This window comes from Paraburkholderia phenazinium, from assembly GCF_900100735.1.
Taxonomy (GTDB): domain Bacteria; phylum Pseudomonadota; class Gammaproteobacteria; order Burkholderiales; family Burkholderiaceae; genus Paraburkholderia; species Paraburkholderia phenazinia.
Map to the genome: position 1 here is coordinate 79,122 of NZ_FNCJ01000024.1, position 21,447 is coordinate 100,568.

At 63.2% G+C, this 21,447-nt stretch carries 20 protein-coding genes; 7 read left to right on the forward strand and 13 right to left on the reverse strand.

Translation table 11 applies throughout. From position 1 onward, the window contains the following. Positions 1-53 precede the first annotated feature (53 nt). The 4 genes from BLQ92_RS34435 (at position 54) to BLQ92_RS34450 (ending at position 4,754) form a co-directional block, all read left to right on the forward strand. Positions 54-1,226, forward strand: coding sequence for a UbiH/UbiF family hydroxylase (locus BLQ92_RS34435; protein ID WP_090693777.1), 1,173 nt, complete (start codon positions 54-56; stop codon positions 1,224-1,226). Between the two features lie 167 nt (positions 1,227-1,393). After that, complete coding sequence (locus BLQ92_RS34440) at positions 1,394-2,122, forward strand: DsbC family protein (RefSeq protein WP_090693780.1); 729 nt, start codon at positions 1,394-1,396, stop codon at positions 2,120-2,122. Between the two features lie 81 nt (positions 2,123-2,203). Further along, positions 2,204-3,994, forward strand: coding sequence for a M61 family metallopeptidase (locus BLQ92_RS34445; RefSeq protein WP_090693785.1), 1,791 nt, complete (start codon positions 2,204-2,206; stop codon positions 3,992-3,994). A 163-nt stretch (positions 3,995-4,157) separates the two neighbouring features. Then, complete coding sequence (locus tag BLQ92_RS34450) at positions 4,158-4,754, forward strand: FMN-dependent NADH-azoreductase (RefSeq protein WP_090693788.1); 597 nt, start codon at positions 4,158-4,160, stop codon at positions 4,752-4,754. 93 nt (positions 4,755-4,847) lie between these two features. On the opposite strand, the gene BLQ92_RS34455 is transcribed toward BLQ92_RS34450, so the two are convergent. From BLQ92_RS34455 to rpe, 8 genes are all read right to left on the reverse strand, one after another. Further along, complete coding sequence (locus BLQ92_RS34455) at positions 4,848-5,696, reverse strand: uracil-DNA glycosylase (RefSeq protein ID WP_090693793.1); 849 nt, start codon at positions 5,694-5,696, stop codon at positions 4,848-4,850. Between the two features lie 109 nt (positions 5,697-5,805). After that, on the reverse strand, positions 5,806-6,432 hold the full coding sequence (locus BLQ92_RS34460; protein WP_090693797.1) for a CYTH domain-containing protein: 627 nt from the start codon (positions 6,430-6,432) through the stop codon (positions 5,806-5,808). A gap of 22 nt (positions 6,433-6,454) precedes the next feature. Beyond that, positions 6,455-7,240, reverse strand: a complete 786-nt coding sequence (gene trpC, locus BLQ92_RS34465) for an indole-3-glycerol phosphate synthase TrpC (protein ID WP_090693800.1) — start codon at positions 7,238-7,240, stop codon at positions 6,455-6,457. A gap of 19 nt (positions 7,241-7,259) precedes the next feature. Continuing rightward, entirely contained in the window at positions 7,260-8,291 is a 1,032-nt protein-coding gene (gene trpD, locus BLQ92_RS34470; protein ID WP_090693805.1) for an anthranilate phosphoribosyltransferase, read from the reverse strand. A 17-nt stretch (positions 8,292-8,308) separates the two neighbouring features. Next, the gene (locus BLQ92_RS34475) at positions 8,309-8,902 is read right to left on the reverse strand and encodes an aminodeoxychorismate/anthranilate synthase component II (protein WP_090693810.1); all 594 of its coding nucleotides are present in this window, start codon (positions 8,900-8,902) and stop codon (positions 8,309-8,311) included. A 13-nt stretch (positions 8,903-8,915) separates the two neighbouring features. Next, complete coding sequence (gene trpE, locus BLQ92_RS34480) at positions 8,916-10,409, reverse strand: anthranilate synthase component I (protein WP_090693815.1); 1,494 nt, start codon at positions 10,407-10,409, stop codon at positions 8,916-8,918. Between the two features lie 374 nt (positions 10,410-10,783). Next, entirely contained in the window at positions 10,784-11,530 is a 747-nt protein-coding gene (locus BLQ92_RS34485) for a phosphoglycolate phosphatase (RefSeq protein WP_090693818.1), read from the reverse strand. Further along, on the reverse strand, positions 11,527-12,216 hold the full coding sequence (gene rpe / locus BLQ92_RS34490; protein ID WP_090693821.1) for a ribulose-phosphate 3-epimerase: 690 nt from the start codon (positions 12,214-12,216) through the stop codon (positions 11,527-11,529). Before rpe ends, BLQ92_RS34485 begins: the two co-directional genes overlap by 4 nt. Positions 12,217-12,424: 208 nt before the next feature. On the opposite strand from rpe, the gene apaG reads away from it, so the two are divergent. Both apaG and mltA read left to right on the forward strand, forming a co-directional pair. After that, positions 12,425-12,799: a Co2+/Mg2+ efflux protein ApaG gene (apaG, locus tag BLQ92_RS34495; RefSeq protein WP_074262575.1), complete on the forward strand. Its 375-nt coding sequence runs from the start codon at positions 12,425-12,427 to the stop codon at positions 12,797-12,799. Between the two features lie 88 nt (positions 12,800-12,887). After that, positions 12,888-14,117, forward strand: coding sequence for a murein transglycosylase A (mltA, locus tag BLQ92_RS34500; RefSeq protein WP_090693867.1), 1,230 nt, complete (start codon positions 12,888-12,890; stop codon positions 14,115-14,117). A 128-nt stretch (positions 14,118-14,245) separates the two neighbouring features. Here the strand turns inward: mltA and paaK are convergent, their stop codons facing one another. From paaK to paaN, 5 genes are all read right to left on the reverse strand, one after another. Next, positions 14,246-15,550: a phenylacetate--CoA ligase PaaK gene (gene paaK / locus BLQ92_RS34505; protein WP_090693825.1), complete on the reverse strand. Its 1,305-nt coding sequence runs from the start codon at positions 15,548-15,550 to the stop codon at positions 14,246-14,248. Positions 15,551-15,627: 77 nt separating this feature from the next. Further along, positions 15,628-16,119, reverse strand: a complete 492-nt coding sequence (paaI, locus tag BLQ92_RS34510; protein WP_090693829.1) for a hydroxyphenylacetyl-CoA thioesterase PaaI — start codon at positions 16,117-16,119, stop codon at positions 15,628-15,630. 1 nt (position 16,120) lies between these two features. After that, a complete protein-coding gene (paaG, locus tag BLQ92_RS34515; RefSeq protein ID WP_090693833.1) occupies positions 16,121-16,912 on the reverse strand; it encodes a 2-(1,2-epoxy-1,2-dihydrophenyl)acetyl-CoA isomerase PaaG in 792 nt (263 codons plus the stop codon). Between the two features lie 54 nt (positions 16,913-16,966). After that, the gene (pcaF, locus tag BLQ92_RS34520) at positions 16,967-18,169 is read right to left on the reverse strand and encodes a 3-oxoadipyl-CoA thiolase (RefSeq protein ID WP_090693836.1); all 1,203 of its coding nucleotides are present in this window, start codon (positions 18,167-18,169) and stop codon (positions 16,967-16,969) included. 128 nt (positions 18,170-18,297) lie between these two features. Next, positions 18,298-19,998 (reverse strand): phenylacetic acid degradation protein PaaN, encoded by a 1,701-nt coding sequence (paaN, locus tag BLQ92_RS34525; protein WP_090693840.1) that lies wholly within the window; start codon positions 19,996-19,998, stop codon positions 18,298-18,300. Between the two features lie 139 nt (positions 19,999-20,137). Here paaN and BLQ92_RS34530 point away from each other — a divergent pair, with 139 nt between their 5' ends. Further along, on the forward strand, positions 20,138-20,914 hold the full coding sequence (locus BLQ92_RS34530) for an enoyl-CoA hydratase (protein WP_090693842.1): 777 nt from the start codon (positions 20,138-20,140) through the stop codon (positions 20,912-20,914). The last annotated feature ends 533 nt before the right edge of the window (positions 20,915-21,447 follow it).

The following is a 21,447-nucleotide window of genomic DNA, read 5'->3' on the forward strand; positions in this document are numbered from 1 at the left end:
AAAGCCGCCTGCGTCGATCCGGCCCCGCCACCCCCCGCAGCTATAATGCGAGCATGACTGCTCACCTCCAGACCTTTGACGTCGCCGTGATCGGCGGCGGGCTCGTCGGCAAGACTGCGGCGCTCGCGTTGACGCAGGGCGGCCTGCGCGTGGCGCTGCTCGCGCAACCGTGCGCTCCGCTGCCCGCCGGCTCGGCCTTCGACGCGCGGGTCTACGCGCTGTCCTCCAGTTCCCTGGCCCTGCTGGAACGCCTGCGCGTCTGGCAGGCGCTCGACACGTCGCGCCTTGGCCCCGTCTACGACATGCGGGTTTACGGCGACGCCCATGCCGAGTTGCACTTCTCCGCGTTTCAGGCTTCCGTGCCGCAGTTGGCGTGGATTGCGGAATCGTCGCTGATCGAGCGCGCGCTCGACGCCGCGCTGCGCTTCCAGCCCAATCTGGAATGGGTCGACTCGCGCGCTCAGGGGCTCGATGTGAAGCCGGGCGGCGCGACGATCGGGCTTGCTAACGGCAAGGTGCTCGAAGCGGATCTGGTGGTCGGCGCGGACGGCGCCCATTCGTGGGTGCGCGCGCAGATCGGCTCGAAGGTGATCCGCCGCGACTACAGGCAAACCGGCGTGGTCGCCAACTTCAAGGCCGAAAAGCCGCACGGCGAAACGGCATACCAGTGGTTCCGGGACGGCGAGATCATCGCGCTGCTGCCGCTGCCTGACGGACACGTGTCGCTCGTCTGGTCGGCGCGCACCGAGCATGCAGACGAACTGCTCGCACTCGATCCGGCGCAGCTTGCTGCGGAAGTCGAACGCGTGACCGGCGCTCAGGTAGGCGCGCTCGACTGCGTGACGCCGGCGAAGGGCTTTCCGCTCGCCCTGCAAACCGTCGACCGGCTCGTCGCGCCGCGCGTCGCGCTGGTGGGCGATGCCGCGCACCTGATTCATCCGCTCGCGGGCCAAGGCATGAACCTTGGACTGCGCGATGTGGCGGCGCTCGCCGATACGATCGCCGGCAAGGAAGCGTTCCGCGACCTCGGCGACACCGTGCTGCTGCGCCGCTACGAACGGGCGCGCCGTGAAGACATCCGCGCGCTGATGGTTGCCACCGACGGTCTGCAAAAGCTGTTTTCCGTCCCGGGCCCGGTCGCCCGCGTGTTGCGCAACACCGGCATGGCTTTCGTCGGAGCACAGCCGCTGATCAAGCGCTGGCTCGTTTCGGCGGCGTTGGGTTAGGCGGCAGACATCCGGCCGTGCCAGGCGCGGGTATGATGAACTGATGGGCTGCACGCCTGTCCGAGATGTACACAGAGCTTTGCATGGGACCGGAGTAAGCGCTAAAGCGCTAACTCCGGTCGACAGAAGACGCGTAACGCGGATTCGAATGAACCAGGGAATACAGTATGAAAAAGCACCTCCGAATCGCCGCGCTCGCCTTGACCGTCGCCGTCGCGACGCTTGGCTGCTCCGCGCAGGCCGACCAGGCTACCGACAAACTCAAGGCCACCTTGCAGGCCCGCCTCGGTGACGACGCGACCATCAAGAGCATTTCGAAGTCGCCGATCGCGGGGCTCTACGAGGTGAATCTCGGTACGCAGATCGTCTATAGCGATGCAACCGGCGACTACCTGGTGCTCGGCGATATCGTCGATGCCAAGACCCGCAAGAATCTGACCGAAGCGCGCCTGGCCGAAACCAACCGCATCGACTTTGCGAGCCTGCCGTTCGCGAACGCGGTGAAAGTGGTGAAGGGCAACGGCAGCCGCAAGATAGCGGTGTTTTCGGATCCGAACTGCCCGTATTGCAAGCAGCTCGAAACCACGCTGAAGTCGATCGACAACGTCACCGTGTACACCTTCCTGTACCCGGTGTTGTCGCCGGATTCGACCGTGAAGTCGAAGTCGATCTGGTGCTCGTCGGATCGCGCCAAGGCCTGGGAATCGTGGATGCAGGACCATCAGGCGCCGACCGCCGCCGGCACCTGCGACACCGCTGCCATCGACAAGAATCTCGCCCTCGGCCACGCCATGAACGTGGACGGCACGCCGACCGTGTTCCTCGCCGATGGCCGCCGCCTGCCGGGCGCCGTGCCAGCCGACCGGCTGGACAAGGAACTCGCTGCGGTGCACTAAACTGCCCGCACTGTCAGACAGGAGGCGCACTTTGCGCCTCCTGCCGTTTCTGGACCCCCATTCTTATAACCTACCTCGCCGATGAAGCCGATCCGCTACAGCATCGTTCCGAAGCAACCTGCCGCTCACCTGTTTGAAGTCACCGTCACCGTTGCCAATCCTGATCCGTCCGGTCAGCGCTTCATGCTGCCGGTGTGGATTCCCGGCAGTTATATGGTGCGTGAATTTGCCCGCAACATCGTGACGCTGCGCGCGTTCAACGAAGCGGGTCGCAAGGTGCGCGTCGAAAAGACCGACAAGCAGACGTGGCAGGCCGCGCCGGTCAACGGCGCACTGACGCTGCGCTACGAGGTATACGCGTGGGATATGTCGGTGCGGGCCGCGCATCTGGACGATACGACTGGCTTCTTTAACGCCACCAGCATGTTCCTCGCCGCGGTGGGTCACGAGGAGGTGCAGTGCGTGGTCGACATCCAGAAGCCGGCCGGCCCGGCTTACCGGAGCTGGCGCGTTGCCACGGCGCTGCCGGAGGCGCGCGGCACCAAGCGCTACGGCTTCGGCGAGTACACGGCGCAGAACTACGACGAACTGGCCGACCATCCGGTCACGCTTGGTGAATTCGCGCTGGCGACCTTCAAGGCCCATGGCGTGCCGCACGACATCGTGATCGCCGGCCGCGTCGTGGCACTCGATATGGAACGCCTCGCCGCCGACCTGAAGCGCATCTGCGAAGCGCAGATCGCCTTGTTCGAGCCGAAGTCGAAGAAGGCGCCGATGGACCGCTATGTCTTCATGACCCAGGCCGTCAGCGACGGCTACGGCGGCCTCGAACATCGCGCATCGACTGCGTTGATCTGCAACCGCACCGATCTGCCCGTTGAAGGCCGCCCGCAGACCACGGAAGGTTATCGGACCTACCTGGGCCTGTGCAGCCATGAGTACTTCCATACCTGGAACGTCAAGCGCATCAAGCCGGCCGCCTTCGCGCCGTACGACCTGACGCGCGAGAATTACACCTCGCTGCTGTGGCTGTTCGAAGGATTCACGTCGTATTACGACGATCTGATCCTGGTGCGCAGCGGTCTGATCACACAGGAAGAGTATTTCGGGCTGCTCGGCAAGGTGGTGGGCGGTGTGATGCGCGGCAGCGGCCGTCTGAAGCAGACTGTCGCCGAAAGCTCGTTCGATGCCTGGGTCAAGTACTACCGGCAGGACGAGAATGCGCCGAACGCGATTGTCAGCTACTACACCAAGGGCTCGCTGGTCGCGTTGGCGTTTGATCTGACGATTCGTGCGCAGACCAACAACCGCAAGTCCCTCGACGACGTGATGCGTCTGCTGTGGCAGCGTTTCGGACGCGATTTCTATCGCGGCAAGCCGGTTGGCGTTGAAGAGGATGAGGTCGAGGCGATTTTTGCCGAGGCAACCGGCGCCGAGTTGGGTGCGCTGTTCGAACACGCGGTGCGCAGCACGCGCGATCTGCCACTCGAGACGCTGCTCGAGCCGTTCGGCATTTCGCTCGCGCCCGAGGCCGACAAGAACGCCAAGCCATCGCTGGGTGCGCGCGTGCGTGGCGGTGCGGATTGCACGCTCGCCGCGGTGCATGATGGCAGCGCGGCGCAGAAAGCTGGCCTGTCGGCGGGCGACGTGCTGGTGGCGATCGACGGCCTGCGTGTCACTGGCTCGAATCTTGATTCGCTGCTCTCGCGTTACCTGCCGGGCGCGAAAGTGGAAGTGCACGCGTTCCGTCGCGACGAGTTGCGCACCGCCCAGGTCAAGCTGGACGGGCCTGAGGTGGCCCGTTACGCGCTCAGCGTCACGGACAAGCGCACGGCCGCGCGCAACTGGCGCGAGCGCTGGCTGGCAGGCTAAAGCAGGTCAAATCGAGGTGCGGACCGCTTAAATCCCGAGATTCGGCGGCGGATTGTTCTACCCTTGCAACAATCCGTCGCTGCTGGATGGCTTTTTCGCGGCCCAGTAAAAAAACACAATGGCTCCACTCGCGCAACACTGCGCGCCCCAACTGGAGTCAACCATGACCACGATTCTGCAAATCAACTCGGCAGCCCGCTCGCAAGGCGCGAACTCGACGCTGCTCGTCAACGAACTGACCGAAAAGCTGCAAAAGTCGCAACCGGGCGCGCAAGTCGTCGTCCGTAACCTGCAAGCTGAACCGCTGCCGCATCTGGACGACGAAGTCCTCGGCGCATTCTTCACGCCGGCCGACCAGCGCACCCCGGAACAAGCCGCCATCGCTGCACGCAGCGAAGCGCTGATCGCCGAACTGCAAGCCGCTGATGTCGTTGTGATCGGCGCGCCGATGTACAACTTCGGCATCTCGTCGCAACTGAAGACGTACTTCGACTTCATCGCTCGCGCTGGCATCACGTTCCAGTACACGGCGAACGGTCCGGAAGGCCTTGTGAAGGGCAAGAAGGTGTTCGTGGTTTCGGCACGCGGCGGCAAGTATCTCGGCACCCCGAACGATAGCCAGACGCCGTATCTGAAGAGCTTCCTCGGCTTCCTCGGCATGACCGACGTGAACTTCATCTACGCTGAAGGCCTGAACATGGGCCCGGACGCCGCTAGCGCCGCCCTGGCTGGCGCACGCGAAGCGATCGCTGCTGCGTAAGGATCGAGCGGTAGCGGTCCGCGCGTTGCGGAGCAGAAAAAACGCCACGGGATGGGCTTCCGTGGCGTTTTTGTTTTTGCGTTGCGTCTAAGCCTAAGCGAGCGTCTGCGCTTCGTCGGGCAGGCGCCAGTCGATTGGCTGACGCTTGTGCTCCGTCAGATACTCATTGGCTCGCGCGAAGTGCCCGCAGCCGAGAAAGCCTCGGTGCGCGGACAGGGGCGACGGATGCGGCGCCTCCAGCACGTAATGCGCCTTACCGCCGAGCAGCGCCCGCTTGGCCTGCGCATGTGCACCCCACAGCATGAACACCAGTCCGTCATGGCGCAGCGCCAGTTCGTGGATCAGCGTGTCGGTGCATTTTTCCCAGCCGCGCTTGGCGTGGCTCGCCGCTGCGTCGCGCTCGACGGTCAGCACTGTGTTCAGCAGCAGCACACCCTGTTTGGCCCAGGCATCGAGGCAGCCGTGTTGCGGCGGCTGGTGCCCCAGACTGGCGGCAATTTCCTTGAAGATGTTGCGCAGCGACGGCGGCGGACGCACTGCCGGCGGCACTGAAAACGCCAACCCGTGAGCTTGCGGCGTGCCGCGGTCTTCGCCGTGGTACGGGTCCTGGCCCAGGATGACGACTTTGACGTCGTCCGGGCTGGTGAGGCGAAGCGCGCGGAATACGTCCGCGGGATAAACCGTCTTGCCTGCGGCGCGTTCGCCGTCGACGAAGCGGCACAGTGGCGCGTAAGCGTCGCTCTCAATGAACGGTCGCAGATGCGCTCGCCATGCCGGCGGCAGTGCGTCGAACTGGGCTTCGAGCGAGGGGGTAGGCGTTGGCGTCGACGGCGTGGCTGACGCGGACGGCGTTTGCGGTACGACAGCGGGTTGGTCGGACGACTCGTCGCTAAACAATGAGGCTTGCGACGACGGGGAACGGGTTCGGGAGGCAGAGGTCATGACGCGCAAGTGTCGCAGCAAACGGGGCGTAGCTCAAGACGCACGGCAGGCCGTACTGCTGCGTCGCGCCAGCCGCCTGGTGTCTGGCGCCTGTCGTGCCGCGTGGTTTTTATTGCTCGCGCAGCCGATAGCCGCGTTGAGCCTTGCTGACGTTGTCCGGCGCGAGGCCAGGCACTTGGGCACAGAGTTCGTCGGCTAGCGCATACAGCGCCGCTTCGTCACCACTCTTCAATTCCAGTTCGACTTCGAGAATCGGCGCGCGGCGCGTCTCACCGTTGACCTCGGCGATCACGTCGCCCTGATCGATCGCCGCTTCAATCGTGGCGCCGTGACTGGCCACTTGCCACAGCGTGCGGGTGAAATCGGTGCGGAACAGTTCGATCAGGTCCGGCGCGGCCCCACGCAGCGCGGCGGCCACGGTGGGTTCGTCACAGGCCTGCAGCAGCGTATCGATTTCCAGTGCCTCACCGGCTATCGGCATTTCCCACTCGTGCCGGCTATGCATGCCTGCCGTCGCATTGCCCGCAGTCTTGAAGGTCTGCAGCCAGCCGTCCGGCGTATGGCGCAGGCGCAGCGCGCTTTTCGAGCGCGCCAGCGTCAACTCCGGCGTATCGAAGTAGATGTTGGCGAGTGCCACCGGGTGTCCCGCAGTGCCGGCGCGTGCGATGAACCACTGCGTCGCCGCGCTGACCTGGTCAGCCGGCAGCGTCAGCTTGATTTCACGTTCGATACCCATGGCGGCTGTTTTCCCAGTCAGCTTAGAAAAACATCCGCGCAAGTTCCGCGCCCGGTTCTTCGGCACGCATGAACGCTTCGCCGACGAGGAAGGTATGCACGTCCATCTGGCGCAGGCGCTCCACATCGACGCGCGAGAGGATGCCCGACTCGGTCACGACGATGCGATCTTCGGGGATCGACTCGAGCATGTCGATTGTGGTGTCGATCGACGTTTCGAAGGTGCGCAGATTGCGGTTGTTGATGCCGATCAGCGGTGTCTTCAAGGTGAGCGCTTCCATCAGCTCGTTCTTGTCATGCACTTCGACGAGCACGGCGAGCCCCAGCGAATGCGCGAACGCTTCGAGATCCTGCATCTGCGAGGTTTCGAGCGCGACGGCGATCAGCAGGATCGCGTCGGCGCCCATCGCGCGCGCTTCGACGATCTGGTACGGATCGATGATGAAGTCTTTGCGTAGCACCGGCAGGTCGCAGGCGGCGCGCGCTTCTTTCAGATAGGCAGTGCTGCCCTGGAAAAATTGCACGTCGGTGAGGACGGACAGGCACGCCGCGCCATGCTTGGCGTACGAACGCGCGATGTCAGCGGGCACGAAATGCTCGCGCAGCACGCCCTTGGATGGGCTTGCCTTCTTCACTTCGGCGATCACCGCAGCTTGACCCGCGGCATGTTTGGCGCGCAGCGCTCCGACAAAGTCGCGCTTGTCGCGCGCCGAGGCTTCGAGGCGCAGCTCTTCGAGCGGTGCGCTCAGTTCCGCCGCGCGGACCTCTTGGCGCTTAACGTCGATGATGCGTTCCAGAATGTCGCTCATAGGTGTCCCGATACAGAATTTAGTGCTTGAATTGCTGGGTGAAGCGAACCAGATCGTCGACCTTTGCCCGCGCCTTGCCGCTCGCGATCGCTTCGCGCGCCAGTTCGATGCCGTCGGCAATCGATGCCGCGACGTTGGCGGAGTAGAGTGCGGTGCCCGCGTTCAGCGTGACGATTTCGCGCGCCACGCCCGGCTTGTTGTCGAGCGCTTCGAGCAGCATCAGCTTGGATTCGCCGGCGTCGGCCACTTTCAGCGTGCGGTTCGACACCATCTGCATGCCGAAGTCTTCGGGGTGAATCTCGTACTCGCGCACCTCGCCGTCGCGCAATTCGCCGACCAGCGTCGCCGCGCCCAACGAGACTTCGTCCATCCCGTCCATGCCGTACACCACGAGCACGTGCTTGGCGCCGAGGCGCTGCATCACGCGTACCTGGATGCCGACGAGGTCCGCGTGGAATACGCCCATCAACTGGTTCGGCGCGCTGGCCGGGTTGGTCAGCGGTCCGAGGATGTTGAAGATGGTCCGCACGCCGAGTTCACGGCGCACCGGCGCGATGTTCTTCATCGCCGGATGATGATTCGGCGCGAACATGAAGCCCATGCCGGTTTCGGCAATTGAAGCCGCCACCTGTTCGGGCTGCAGATCGATATTGACGCCGAGCGCTTCGAGCACATCCGCGCTACCCGACTTGCTCGACACGCCGCGATTGCCGTGCTTCGCTACTTTCGCACCGGCTGCTGCCGTCACGAACATGGTCGCCGTCGAGATATTGAAGGTGTGCGAACCGTCGCCGCCGGTCCCGACGATATCGACAAAGTTCGAGTTGTCCTGCACTTCGACGTGCCGGGAGAACTCGCGCATCACCGTGGCGGCCGCGGTGATCTCGCCGATGGTCTCTTTTTTGACGCGCAGTCCCGTAATGATCGCGGCCGCCATCACCGGCGAGAGCTCGCCGCGCATGATGAGGCGCATCAGGTGCAGCATCTCGTCGTGGAAAATTTCGCGGTGCTCGATCGTGCGTTGCAGCGCTTCCTGGGGGGTAATCGACATGATTTCGCCTCGGTTGATCAAGCGCTGCGGCGCGCGGACACCAGCTTCGACTGCTTCACGAAATTCTCGAGCAAGGCATGGCCGTGTTCGGAGAGGATCGATTCCGGGTGAAACTGCACGCCTTCGACGGCCAGTTCCTTGTGACGCACGCCCATGATCTCGCCGTCCTCGGTCCACGCGGATACTTCGAGGCAATCGGGCAGCGATTCGCGCTCGATGGCGAGCGAGTGGTAACGCGTCACGGCGAAATGTTTCGGCAGGTCGGCGAAGACACCTTTGCAGTCGGTTTCGATGGTGCTCACCTTGCCGTGCATGATGGTCTGCGCACGCACGACGCGGCCGCCGAACGCCTCGCCGATCGCCTGATGGCCGAGGCACACGCCGAGAATCGGCGTTTTGCCGGAGAACTCGCGCAGCACGTCGAGCGTGATGCCGGCGTGTTGCGGGTTGCTCGGTCCGGGCGACAGGCAAATCCGCGCCGGGTTGAGCTTCGCGATTTCGTCCAGCGTGATTTCGTCGTTGCGATAGGTCCGTACGTCTTCGCCGAGTTCGCCGAAGTACTGGACCAGGTTGTAGGTGAATGAGTCGTAGTTGTCGATCATCAGCAGCATGGTCTGTCTCCGGTCAGAAGTCGCTATCGAGGCCGTCTTGCACCTGCTCGGCGGCGCGCAGCACAGCGCGCGCCTTGTTTTCGGTCTCTTGCCATTCGGATTCGGGCACCGAATCCGCGACGATACCCGCTGCCGCCTGCACATACAGATTGCCGTTGCTGATCACGCCGGTGCGGATCGTGATGGCCAGATCCATTTCGCCGGTGAACGACAGGTAGCCGACCGCACCACCGTACAGTCCGCGCTTGACCGGTTCGAGTTCGTCGATCAGTTCCATCGCCCGCACCTTCGGCGCGCCCGAGAGCGTGCCGGCCGGGAAGGTGGCGCGCAGCACGTCGAAATTGGTGGTGCCGGGTTTCAGCTTGCCTTCGACCGAGCTCACGATGTGCTGTACGTGCGAGTACTTCTCGATCACCATCTTGTCGGTGACGGTCACCGAGCCGATCTGCGCGATTCGGCCCACGTCGTTACGCGCGAGGTCGATCAGCATGACGTGCTCGGCGATTTCCTTCGGGTCGTTCAGCAGTTCGGTGGCAAGCTCGGCATCGCGCTCCGGCGTGTTGCCTCGCGGGCGGGTGCCGGCGAGCGGACGGATCGTGACGATCCGGTCTTCGCCGCGCTTTTCCTGGCGCACCAGAATTTCCGGCGACGCGCCGACCACGTGGAAGTCGCCGAAGTTGTAGTAGTACATGTAGGGCGACGGGTTCAGCGAACGCAGCGCGCGGTACAGGGAAAGGGGATTGTCGCGATACGGTTTCGTCAGACGTTGGCCAACCTGGACCTGCATCAGTTCGCCGGCGGCGATGTACTCCTTGGCCTTACGCACGGCGGCCAGGTAATCGTCTTTGGCGAATTCGCGGTAGATCTCGGTGCGCACGCTGGCGGAAGTCACCGGCGGCTGAACGGTGGTGCGCAGACGCTGGCGCAGGTCGCGCAGACGCTGCTTGGCACGGGTGTAAGCTTCGGGCGTGGTCGGGTCTGCGTAGACCACCAGATACAGCTTGCCGGCGAGGTTATCGATTACCGCCACTTCTTCGGTCAGCAGCAACTGGATATCGGGCAGGTTCAGATCATCCGGCGGCGCGCTGTGCGCGAGCTTTTTCTCGATGTAGCGCACCGCGTCATAGCCGAAGTAGCCGGCCAGGCCGCCCGCAAAACGTGGCAGGCCCGGGCGCTGGGCGACCTTGAAACGGCCCTGGAACTGCTGGATGAATTCGAGCGGATCGCCTTCGTGGGTTTCGACGACCTTGCCGTCCCGCACCACTTCCGACACGCCGTTGCGGGTGCGCAGTACGGTGCGCGCCGGCAGGCCAATGAACGAATAGCGGCCGAACCGTTCGCCGCCCACCACCGATTCCAGCAGGAACGAGTTGGCGCCATTGCGCTCGGGCTGCGCGAGCTTCAGGTATAGGGAGAGCGGCGTTTCGAGGTCGGCGAGCGCTTCGGCGATCAGCGGGATGCGGTTGTAGCCCTCGTTCGCGAGGGACTGGAATTCGAGTTCGGTCATGTTCCGATCCTGTTCATAGGTCCGTGCGCGGCGTGCGACGGACAAAGCGGGGCGATGCGCTGCCTGTGGCCGGTTAGACGAGACTGGGTCGTCTTAAAGACAAGGTTAGGCCAACCGGCGCGAGCTTTCCCGCGAAGCATGTAAAAGGTACGGGCGTGCCACGGTACTCGAGGTACACGACGGCCGCATGAACCGATGCGACGAAAACTGCTGGGAAAGGCGCGTGAGCGCAGCGAAGCAAAAAACGGTGCCGAAGACGAGCTTCAGCGTACCTCAGGAGAGGTTAGCGCGACCAGCGACGCCAGGGCCAGGCTCCCCGGTCGATGCTGCTCAGACTCCGTTTTTTGTTCAGAAACATGAGGATGAAGGACTTGTTAGGTCGATGTAGGGTGCGCTGCGATGGCCTTGGCGGCCTCGAGCAGCGAGGCAACTATACCATCCGATTTTATTGTTTGTATAGCCTGGCCATGGTTGTAGCCGTAGGGGACGGTGAGGGTTGCCATGCCCGCTGCGCGGCCGGCCAGCGCGTCGTTTTCCGAATCGCCGATTGCCACGGCGGCCTCGGGAGCGACCTGCAACTGCGCGCAGGCGGTCAGCATCGGCAGCGGATCGGGCTTCTTTTTTTCCAGGCTGTCGCCGCCGAGCACCACGCTGAAATAGCCGATCAGCCCATATTGCTCGAGCAGCTCCACGGCGAAGCGGTGCGGCTTGTTGGTGACGCACGCGAGGTTGAGGCCGGCGTCACGCATGGCGATCAGGCCGGCTTCGACGTCAGGGTACAGCCGCGTATGGCGGCCGTTGATCCTGGCGTACTCTTCCTGGTAGATGGCGAGCGCCTCGTCGAAACGGTCCTGCGCGTGGCTCGCTTCAAAGCGCGGCGCCAGCACACTGCGGATCAGGTGTTCCGAACCCTTGCCGACATAACCCACCACTTCCTCGCGTGACGTTTCCGCCGCGTCGAGCTGGGCGAGCATGCCGTTCAGGCCGGCCGTGAAGTCGTCCGCGGTGTCGATCATCGTGCCGTCGAGGTCGATGATCGCTGCCAGCAGGCGCGGGCCAGTGAAGACCGGCGCCGGAAAGGACGAGTATGAGGACGAAGGCGACGTGGCGCTTGCCGTCATGCGCGTTGCTCGACTTTGGCCAGTTCGGCGCGCATCTGGTCGATCACCGACTTGTAGTCGTGCTTGCCGAAGATCGCCGAGCCTGCCACGAAGGTGTCCGCACCCGCCGCCGCGATTTCGGCGATGTTGTCGATCTTCACGCCGCCGTCGACTTCGAGATGGATCTCGCGGCCGGTTTTTTCGTTGTACGCGTCGATGCGCTTGCGTGCTTCGCGCAGTTTGTTGAGCGCTTCGGGAATGAACGACTGGCCGCCGAAACCCGGATTCACCGACATGATCAGCACCAGATCGACCTTGTCCATCACGTGATCCAGATAGTTCAGCGAGGTGGCCGGATTGAACACGAGGCCAGCCTTGCAGCCGTGGTCGCGGATCAGCGACAGCGTGCGGTCGATATGGTCCGAGCCCTCAGGATGGAAGCTGATCACATTGGCGCCGGCTTTGGCGAAATCGGGCACGATCCGGTCGACGGGGCGCACCATCAGATGCACGTCGATCGGCACGTCGACGTGCGGGCGCAGCGCCTCGCAAACCAGCGGGCCGATGGTCAGGTTCGGCACGTAATGATTGTCCATTACGTCGAAGTGGATCCAGTCGGCGCCGGCAGCGACGACGTTGCGGACTTCTTCGCCGAGCCGCGAGAAGTCGGCCGACAGAATGCTGGGGGAAATACGGAATTGCGTCATGGCAGGGGCAGGCGGTAGGCGGAAAACCTCATTTTACCGTCTTGCGGGCCGCCAGGCCTTGTCCAGATGGGATTGCCCGGTTGCGGGCATGCCTTGCATGAAGCAGAATGCTTAACCATAGTAGGGCCTTTACCGGCGCGCCTGACCGCATGGGCGCCCGGGCCTCTCGCAGCGATTGACGACATCGTTTCACCAGACCGGAATCAGGATGAGCCAGTACGAATTCAGCGTAGCGGCGCAGGTACAGTACCTGCCCGACGAGTCGGACCCAGAGCGCCGGCAGTATGCGTTCGCCTACACGCTGACCATCCGCAACAGCGGTCAGGTGCCGGCACAACTGATTGCGCGCCATTGGGTGATTACCGATAGCGACAAGCACGAGCAGGAAGTGAAGGGGCTGGGCGTGGTCGGCCACCAGCCGCTGCTCAAACCGGGCGAGCAATTCGAATATACGAGTTGGGCGGTGATTGCGACGCCCGTCGGCACCATGCGTGGGGAGTACTTCTGCGTCGCGGAAGACGGCGAGCGGTTCGAAGCGCCGGTGCCCGAGTTCGTGCTGCGCATGCCGCGCACACTGCATTGAACCGGCGGCGTTGCGCGCGGTCTTTAAACTGCTTTAGCGTTGTTTGTCGCGGTTTGCTTTCTTCTTGCCGGACGACGTCCAGACAACGATGAAAACCAGCAGGAAGAGCGCGACTAGCGATTCCAGCGCGAAGATGAGCATCGGGTATTCGTCGAACAGATCAGACATGGCGGTTTCCATCAAGAACGAACATTGTATGCGTTTTGTCCGCACCGCCGCCGGCTGGCTGGGGGCGCTTTCGGTCGCTGTGATGCTGGCTTCGTGCGGCGGCGGCGGTGTGGTGCGGCCTTCCGGGCCGCCAACCGGCGCCGCGATCATCCCTGGGCAGATTGCCTCGGCGCGGCTGACACAGGTGGCGTGGCAGCAGGTGCCCGGCTGGCAGGACGATTCGCTGATCGGGGCGACGGCGGCGCTGCGGCAGAATTGCCTGCGGCTTGCCCGTCAGCCGAACTGGCAGCGCGCCTGTGCCGCGGCAGCGCAGATCGACGATCTGGATCTGACGAGCGCGCGCGCTTTCTTTGAAGCGTATTTCACGCCGTATCAGTTCGCCAATACCGACGGCACGCTCGACGGTCTCGTGACCGGCTATTACGAGCCGCTGCTGCGCGGTTCGCGCACGCGCCACGGTGTGTATCAAACCGCGCTGTACCGCTGGCCGGCAGGTTATCGTCCTGGCGGCGAACTGCCGAGCCGCGCGCAACTCGAGCGCTCGGGCGTGCTGAACGGCAACGAACTGGTTTGGGTCGACGACCCGATCGAGGCGTTTTTCCTGCAGGTGCAAGGCTCGGGGCGCATCGTGATGGAAGACGGCAGTGTCATGCGGCTCGGTTTTGGCGGGACTAACAATCAGCCGTACAAGTCGATCGGGCGATGGCTGCTCGATCGCGGTGAACTGACGCCGGCGCAGGCGACCATGCAGGGGATCAAGGCGTGGGCCCGCGCCAATCCGACTCGCGTCGGTGACTTGCTGGACACCAATCCGCGTTTTGTGTTTTTCCGCGAGATGCCGGGCGCGGAGACTATTCCGAGCGGTGGCGCGGATGGTCCGATTGGCGCGTTGGGCGTGCCGTTGACGCCGGAACGTTCGATCGCGGTCGATCCGTCGTCGATCCCGCTGGGCACGCCAGTGTTTCTGCAGACAACCCGTCCGCTTACTAACTCGCCGATGAACCGCCTGGTATTCGCGCAGGATACTGGGTCGGCGATCAAGGGCGGGGTGCGGGCGGATTACTTCTGGGGCCTGGGCGATGACGCCGGCGATCTGGCCGGCAAGATGAAGCAGGCCGGGCGGATGTGGTTGCTGTTGCCGAATTCGTGACTTTGCGGGAATAGCGAGGCAAGGAGGCGAGTCCGGGGACGGGTGCGTACCCGCGCAGCACTCGCCGTGCCGCCTACGGCCGCAGCGGTGCCGGCCGTACTTGCCGGCGCTCCCCGTCTCCAATTTTCTCAACCGCCCAGCCTACGCTTGTCCACGACGCGCCGCGCCTTTCCTACCGAGCGCTCGATACCGTTCACCGCCAACACATTCACCACCGCGCTGATACCGATCAGCGCCTTGATGTCGTAGGACAGCGCCTGCTTTGCTGTGGCGAGCGCGGTCGTGTCGGGTGCCGTTTCAGGGCAGGGTTCGACGTTCAGCGTCAGCACATCGAGCGGGCCTTCTTTCGTCAGCACGATCTGATAATGCGGTGCGAGGGCGTGCTGCTTGAGCAGCAGTTCCTCGATCTGCGTCGGGAAGACGTTCACGCCGCGCACGATCATCATGTCGTCCGAGCGGCCGGTGATTTTCTCCATCCGGCGCATGGTGCGCGCGGTTCCGGGCAGCAAGCGCGTGAGATCGCGGGTGCGGTAACGGATGATCGGCAGCGCTTCTTTCGTCAACGAGGTGAATACCAGTTCGCCCAGTTCGCCGTCCGGCAGTACCTCGCCGGTTTCCGGATCGATGATCTCCGGGTAAAAGTGATCTTCCCAGATGGTCGGGCCGTCTTTGGTCTCGATGCATTCCGACGCGACGCCCGGACCCATCACTTCCGAGAGACCGTAAATGTCGACCGCATCGATGCCCATGCGCTTCTCGATCGCGCTGCGCATGTCGTTGGTCCAAGGCTCGGCCCCGAAGATGCCGATACGCAACGAACATTGCGCCGGGTCGATCCCTTGCCGTTCGAGCTCGTCAGCGATCGACAGCATGTAGCTCGGCGTCACCATGATGATGTCGGGGCGGAAATCCTGAATGAGCTGAACCTGCTTTTCTGTTTGGCCGCCGCCGAAGGGGATCACGGTGAGGCCGGCGCGTTCTGCGCCGTAGTGGGCGCCCAGGCCGCCGGTGAACAGGCCGTAGCCGTAGCTGATGTGCACCTTGTCGCCACGCCGTGCGCCGGCTGCGCGAATCGAGCGGGCGACGACGTTGGCCCACGTGTCGATATCGCGCGCCGTGTAGCCGACCACGGTCGGCTTGCCGGTCGTACCCGAGGACGCGTGAATCCGTGACACCTGGTCCTGTGGAACCGCGAACATCCCGAATGGGTAGTTGTCGCGCAGATCGCTCTTGGTCGTGAACGGGAAGCGGGCCAGGTCCGCGAGCGTTTTCACCTCACCTGGATGGACGCCAGCCTCATCGAACTTGCGCCGATAGACCGGCGAATTCTCATAAGCGTGGGTGAGCGACCATTTCAGCCGTTCAAGCTGAAGTGCGGCGAGTTCGTCGCGGCTCGCCGTTTCGATCGGCTCGAGCGGGAGCGGGGTGTTCATCGAATGTCTCCTTGCTTCTACAGAATGGATGGCAGCGTGCGCGACGGCACCGGACCGGTGTCGTGCGCGCTGCGGGTTCAGCTTTCCGTTGGAATAACACTGCCTCTTATTTGGGCAGATTTGCCGCGAAACATCGCCACGGTTTCGTCCGCGCGATTGGTGACACGAATGTCGTAAATGCCGGTGCGGCCGCTCAACGTTTGTTCGATAGCTTCCGCGGTGAGTACGTCGTCGCCCTGTACCGGACGAAGAAACTCGATCGAGCACCCTGCTGCCACCGTGCGGATGTTGTAGCTATTGCAGGCGAACGCGAAGCTGGAATCGGCCAGCGTGAAGATCAGGCCGCCGTGGCAGATTTGATGGCCGTTGAGGAAGTCGGGGCGCACGGCCATGCGTAGACGAGCATAGCCGGGACGGACCTCCAGCAGTTCGATCCCTAGCGCGCGGCTGCAGGCGTCGGCCGCATACATGGCTTCGGCGGTGGCGCGCGCCAGTTCGTTGGCCGAGAGGGCGCCGCCGCCTTCCGGCCGGGGTGTGATGTCGGCGGCTTGTTCGGGGTGCGCGGACATCTTAGCGGCCCTCGAAACGCGGCGCGCGTTTCTCGATGAAGGCTTGCACCCCTTCTGCGTAGTCGTGGGATTCGCCTAACTCGCGCTGCAGATCGCGCTCCAGATCGAGCTGCTGATCGAGTGTTTGCATGACGCCCGCGCGCATCGCCTGCTTGATTGCGGCGATGGCGCGCGTGGGTTGCTGGGCGAGCTGGGCGGCGAGTTTGGCCGACACGGCTGCGAGGTCGGCGTCGTCGACAACCTGCCAAACGAGTCCCCAGTTTTCGGCTTTTTCGGCGCTGAGCTTGTCGCCGGTAAGGGCGAGCCCGAGCGCCCGGGCCATGCCGACACGTTGCGGCAGGAACCATGTACCGCCCGAATCCGGCACCAGGCCGATTTTCACGAATGCCTGGATGAAGCTGGCCGAGCGTGCCGCGAGGACGATATCGCAGGCAAGCGCGAGATTGGCGCCTGCACCTGCTGCCGTGCCGTTCACGGCGGCGATCACCGGCAGGGGCAACGCCTGCAGGCGGCGAATCAGCGGGTTGAAGTGCTGGTCGATCAACTCGCCGAGGTCGGTCATCGCGCCGGGCGTGAAATCGAGGTCGGCAAGATCCTGGCCCGCGCAAAAGCCACGGCCAGCGCCGGTCAGCACAAGGGCTCGCGCGCCTGCGGGGACCACTTCATCGAGCGCGGCGCTCAGTTCCCGATGCATTGCGCGCGTGAAGCTGTTGAGCTTGTCGGGGCGGCTCAGCGTCAGGGTGGCGACGCGGCTCGAAGCGTCGAAATCGACGCGGATCGCTTCATATGACATCGGTTGTCTCCTCCTGCAGGCAATTGAAAAGCGTGTGAGCGGGGTCCGGTTGCTTCAGACCCGCTCGATGGCAAGTGCGATACCTTGGCCGACGCCAATGCACATCGTGCACAGGGCGAACCGGCCGTTCACGCGTTCGAGCTGATAGAGCGCGGTGGTGATGAGTCGCGCTCCGGAGGCGCCGAGCGGATGGCCGAGCGCGATCGCTCCACCATTCGGGTTCACGCGCGGATCGTCATCGCGCAGGCCAAGCGTGCGCAGCACCGCTAGTCCCTGCGATGCGAAGGCTTCGTTCAATTCGATAACGTCGAATTGTTCGAACGACATCCCGAGCTGCTTGAGCAGCTTCTGCGCTGCAGGAGCCGGGCCGATACCCATGATGCGCGGCTCGACGCCGGCCGTGGTCATGCCGATGACGCGTGCGCGACGGCGCAGCCCGTATTGATCTGCCGCCTCCTGATTGGCGAGTAGCAGCGCGCAGGCGCCGTCATTGACCCCCGAGGCGTTGCCGGCGGTGACGCTACCGTCGGGGCGTACAACGCCTTTGAGCTTGCCGAGCGCTTCGAGCGAGGTCTCGCGAGGATGTTCGTCGAGTGTGACTCGAACCGGATCGCCTTTCTTCTGGGCTATCTCGACTGCGACAATCTCTTGCGCCAGAGTGCCGTCGCGTTGCGCCTGAGCTGCCTTTTGCTGGCTGCGCATGGCGAACGCGTCCTGGTCCGCGCGGCTTACGCCGAATTCGACCGCGACGTTCTCGGCGGTTTCGGGCATCGAGTCGACGCCGAAGTCGCGCTTCATCAGCGCGTTGACGAAGCGCCAGCCGATCGTCGTGTCATAAATGTCCGCTTGCCGCGAGAACGCGGTAGTTGCCTTGCCCATCACGAACGGCGCTCGGGTCATGCTCTCGACGCCCCCCGCGATCATCAGGCGCGCTTCACCTGCCTTGATGGCCCGCGCGGCTGTGCCGACCGCGTCCATACCCGATCCGCACAGACGATTGATGGTGGCGCCTGGCGCATCGGTGGGCAAACCGGCGAGCAGGGCAGCCATGCGCGCGACGTTGCGATTGTCCTCGCCGGCCTGGTTCGCGCAGCCGTAGATCACATCGTCGAGCGCGCGCCAGTCCACGCCGGGGTTGCGTTCGATCAGTGCCTTGATAGGCACCGCGCCCAGATCGTCGGCACGGACATCTTTCAGGGCGCCGCCGTAGCGGCCGAATGGGGTGCGAATCGCGTCGCAGATGAAGGCGTCGTTCATGCTGTGTTCCTGCAGATGGCGAACCGGGCTGGAATGCCGGTCCGATGTCTCATGTTAGTGACGGCAGGTCGAGTGCGCCATTCGGCCAGACGGCCTAAGACGCATCGACCCTTTCCGTCTTATGACGTTTAGCCGACTGCCACCGGCGCCGCTTTCGGTTCAACATGAACGCGACTTTGAACGACGCGGAATCGGTTTGCCACGAATGCAGCATCTGCGAGCGCGGCGTTGGCGGCCGGGTTTGCTCCGGTGCCGTGGAAATCGGAGAACGCGGCAGACTGGTTGACGAACACACCGCCCGTCAGATTGATGGACAGGGCTACGCCGCCGCGAATCGAGGCTTCGTGAGCGGCTTCGATCACAGCCTCGTCTGTGCTGTAGACCGACAGCGTCAGTGCACCGTGTTCCGCGGCGAGCTTGCCGGCCAGTTCCAGAGACTGCGCCGTCGAATCGGTGGCGATGACGAACGAGATCGGGCCGAACCATTCCTTGGCGAATTTTGCCGAGTCGGTAGCGGCGTCGAGTTGCAGCACGAGCGGTGTGCGCACTCGTGCGCCTGCAAAAGCCGGATGTTCGAGCGATTGGCTCTCGGCCAGCACGTGGCCTAGCTTGCTTGCTTCATCGAGGCGTTGGACGACGCCGTCATTCTGGATGGCGCCGAGCAGTTCGACGGCGCGCGCTGGGTCGGCAACCAGTTTCTGCACGGCGCCGGCGATAGCCTGGGCGACTGCTTCGAAGCTGAGCTGACCTTCCGCGGTGCGGATGCCGTCGCGCGGCACGTAGATGTTTTGCGGCGCGGTACACATCTGGCCGGAATAGAGCGCCAGTGAAAAAGCGATGTTCCGCGCGACGGCCTTGATGTCGTCGGCCGAGTCGATCACGATCTGGTTGACACCTGCTTTCTCGGTGTACACCTGCGCCTGGTGTGCATGGCGCTCAAGCCAGGTGCCGTTTTGCGTGCTGCCGGTGAAGTCGATCAGCTTGATGTCCGGACGCAGCGCGAGATCCTGAACCAGTGCGCCGTCGTTCGGGTTGGTGGCGAGCAGGGTCACGACGTTGGGATCGAAACCGGCTTCGCGCAAGACGTCGCGGGCGATGCGTACGGTGATCGCTAGCGGCAGGATCGCGCCGGGGTGGGGCTTGACGATGACGGTGTTGCCCGTTGCCAGATCGGCAAAGAGCCCCGGATAACCGTTCCACGTGGGGAAGGTGCAGCAGCCCAGTACCAATCCGGTGCCGCGCGGAACGACCGTATAGCGCTTATGCATCGCGAGCGCCGGGTTTTTGCCTTGTGGCTTTTCCCAGTGCGCGTCAGCGGGGATGCGGCGCAACTGGTCCCATGCGTAGACAACGGCCTCGAGCGCGCGGTCCTGGGCGTGCGGGCCACCTGCCTGGAACGCCATCATGAACGCCTGGCCGGTGGTGTGCATGACGCTGTAACCAATCTCGAAGCTCGCACGATTCACGCGCGCCAGAATTTCGAGGCTTACGCCGATCCACGCTTTCGGACCCGCGGCACGCCAGGCGCGTTGTGCATCCGCAGCCGCGGCGAGCAGTGTATCCGGGTCGGCCTTGGGATAGCGGATGTCGAGCGGGAAGCCGAACGGCGAGACTTCTGCGCCAATGGTTTCGCCGGTGCTCGGCTGATCGAGTTCGAAGGTCCGATGCAGGTGTGCTTTGAATGCTGCTTCGCCGTCGGCGTTCGCTGTTTCCCCGTACACTTTCGGACTGGGCATTTCGACGAACGGGCTCCAGTAGCCGCGCGTCTCGATGGCGGCGAGCGCCTTTTGCAGCGTGGCTTCGTGCTTGGAAAATAGCGGATGTGTCATGGCGAGAGGTGAGCTGAACGTTAGAGGGGAGACCTTGTCGAATAATTGACCGACCGGTTGGTTGGGGAATTTTAGCATTATTAAGATCGCGGCGCGAAGCGTTTTCGCGCTACTCACTCTTCATACAAAAGGAGGCTGCATGGCTTACGAAAATATTCTGGTGGAGACCCGTGGGCGGGTTGGTCTTGTGACCCTGAATCGTCCCAAAGCGCTGAATGCGCTTAACGATGCGCTAATGGACGAGTTGGGCGAGGCGCTGAAGGCGTTCGACGCCGACGACGAGATCGGGGCGATCGTCATCACGGGTAGTGAAAAGGCATTCGCTGCGGGTGCAGATATCGGCATGATGGCGACCTATACATATATGGATGTGTACAAGGGCGACTACATCACGCGCAACTGGGAAACCGTGCGTTCGATCCGCAAGCCCATCATTGCGGCGGTTGCGGGCTTCGCGCTCGGCGGTGGCTGCGAGTTGGCGATGATGTGCGACATCATTTTCGCCGCGGATACGGCCAAGTTCGGTCAGCCGGAAATCAAGCTCGGCATCATGCCGGGTGCGGGCGGTACGCAACGGTTGCCGCGCGCGGTGTCGAAGGCGAAGGCGATGGATCTGTGTTTGACGGCGCGTTTCATGGATGCGGCCGAGGCGGAGCGTGCAGGGCTCGTGTCACGTGTGCTTCCTGCTGCGTCGTTAGTGGAGGAAGCGGTGGCTGCTGCAACTACGATCGCTGAGTTCCCGCTGCCCGCTGTGATGATGGTGAAGGAGTCGGTGAATCGGGCTTATGAGACGACCCTTGCCGAAGGGGTGCACTTTGAACGCCGACTGTTCCATTCCCTGTTCGCGACTGAGGATCAGAAAGAGGGGATGGCCGCGTTCGTCGAGAAGCGCAAACCAGTGTTCAAGCATCGGTAAATGGGATGCTCAAAATAACGCTTGCAAGGCGAGGGTCGGCTCGCTAGAATCTCGTTCTTTCGCGTTCCGGAAAACGGAGCGCGGAGAAGCGGGAGAGCCAGCAGTGGCAAGGCTTTCGGCGACGTGGGCAGGTTCAGGAAGTTGAAAAAACCTGTTGACGAAGTAGCGAAAGTTCTTCATAATCTCGTTTCTCTGCTGCTGATGCAGCGACGCAGAACGAAGCGGTGCCGGGTAGGTGAAGTTGGTGCGGTTTCGGTGGTGAGTGCGTAATCGATCTTTAAAAATTAACAGCCGATAAGTGTGGGCGCTTGATAGCGACGCGAGGTGGGTTCTTCGGAGCTTGCCGACAAGCGAAAGTATCAAGTCTCACACAGTAATGAAAGGAAGGTTTTCCTGTCTCTGGACAGGTTAATCATTCGTCAGTACGTTGAGTGAGCGACCGGTTGGTAAAACAACCGAAAACAGTAACAGGAATTGAACTGAAGAGTTTGATCCTGGCTCAGATTGAACGCTGGCGGCATGCCTTACACATG

Excerpts from the sequence above, each read along its gene's own strand:
- BLQ92_RS34435 (WP_090693777.1), top strand. The coding sequence starts at position 54 with ATGACTGCTCACCTCCAGACCTTTGACGTCGCCGTGATCGGCGGCGGG.
- BLQ92_RS34440 (WP_090693780.1), top strand. The coding sequence starts at position 1,394 with ATGAAAAAGCACCTCCGAATCGCCGCGCTCGCCTTGACCGTCGCCGTC.
- BLQ92_RS34445 (WP_090693785.1), top strand. The coding sequence starts at position 2,204 with ATGAAGCCGATCCGCTACAGCATCGTTCCGAAGCAACCTGCCGCTCAC.
- BLQ92_RS34450 (WP_090693788.1), top strand. The coding sequence starts at position 4,158 with ATGACCACGATTCTGCAAATCAACTCGGCAGCCCGCTCGCAAGGCGCG.
- BLQ92_RS34455 (WP_090693793.1), bottom strand. The coding sequence starts at position 5,696 with ATGACCTCTGCCTCCCGAACCCGTTCCCCGTCGTCGCAAGCCTCATTG.
- BLQ92_RS34460 (WP_090693797.1), bottom strand. The coding sequence starts at position 6,432 with ATGGGTATCGAACGTGAAATCAAGCTGACGCTGCCGGCTGACCAGGTC.
- trpC (WP_090693800.1), bottom strand. The coding sequence starts at position 7,240 with ATGAGCGACATTCTGGAACGCATCATCGACGTTAAGCGCCAAGAGGTC.
- trpD (WP_090693805.1), bottom strand. The coding sequence starts at position 8,291 with ATGTCGATTACCCCCCAGGAAGCGCTGCAACGCACGATCGAGCACCGC.
- BLQ92_RS34475 (WP_090693810.1), bottom strand. The coding sequence starts at position 8,902 with ATGCTGCTGATGATCGACAACTACGACTCATTCACCTACAACCTGGTC.
- trpE (WP_090693815.1), bottom strand. The coding sequence starts at position 10,409 with ATGACCGAACTCGAATTCCAGTCCCTCGCGAACGAGGGCTACAACCGC.
- BLQ92_RS34485 (WP_090693818.1), bottom strand. The coding sequence starts at position 11,530 with ATGACGGCAAGCGCCACGTCGCCTTCGTCCTCATACTCGTCCTTTCCG.
- rpe (WP_090693821.1), bottom strand. The coding sequence starts at position 12,216 with ATGACGCAATTCCGTATTTCCCCCAGCATTCTGTCGGCCGACTTCTCG.
- apaG (WP_074262575.1), top strand. The coding sequence starts at position 12,425 with ATGAGCCAGTACGAATTCAGCGTAGCGGCGCAGGTACAGTACCTGCCC.
- mltA (WP_090693867.1), top strand. The coding sequence starts at position 12,888 with ATGAAAACCAGCAGGAAGAGCGCGACTAGCGATTCCAGCGCGAAGATG.
- paaK (WP_090693825.1), bottom strand. The coding sequence starts at position 15,550 with ATGAACACCCCGCTCCCGCTCGAGCCGATCGAAACGGCGAGCCGCGAC.
- paaI (WP_090693829.1), bottom strand. The coding sequence starts at position 16,119 with ATGTCCGCGCACCCCGAACAAGCCGCCGACATCACACCCCGGCCGGAA.
- paaG (WP_090693833.1), bottom strand. The coding sequence starts at position 16,912 with ATGTCATATGAAGCGATCCGCGTCGATTTCGACGCTTCGAGCCGCGTC.
- pcaF (WP_090693836.1), bottom strand. The coding sequence starts at position 18,169 with ATGAACGACGCCTTCATCTGCGACGCGATTCGCACCCCATTCGGCCGC.
- paaN (WP_090693840.1), bottom strand. The coding sequence starts at position 19,998 with ATGACACATCCGCTATTTTCCAAGCACGAAGCCACGCTGCAAAAGGCG.
- BLQ92_RS34530 (WP_090693842.1), top strand. The coding sequence starts at position 20,138 with ATGGCTTACGAAAATATTCTGGTGGAGACCCGTGGGCGGGTTGGTCTT.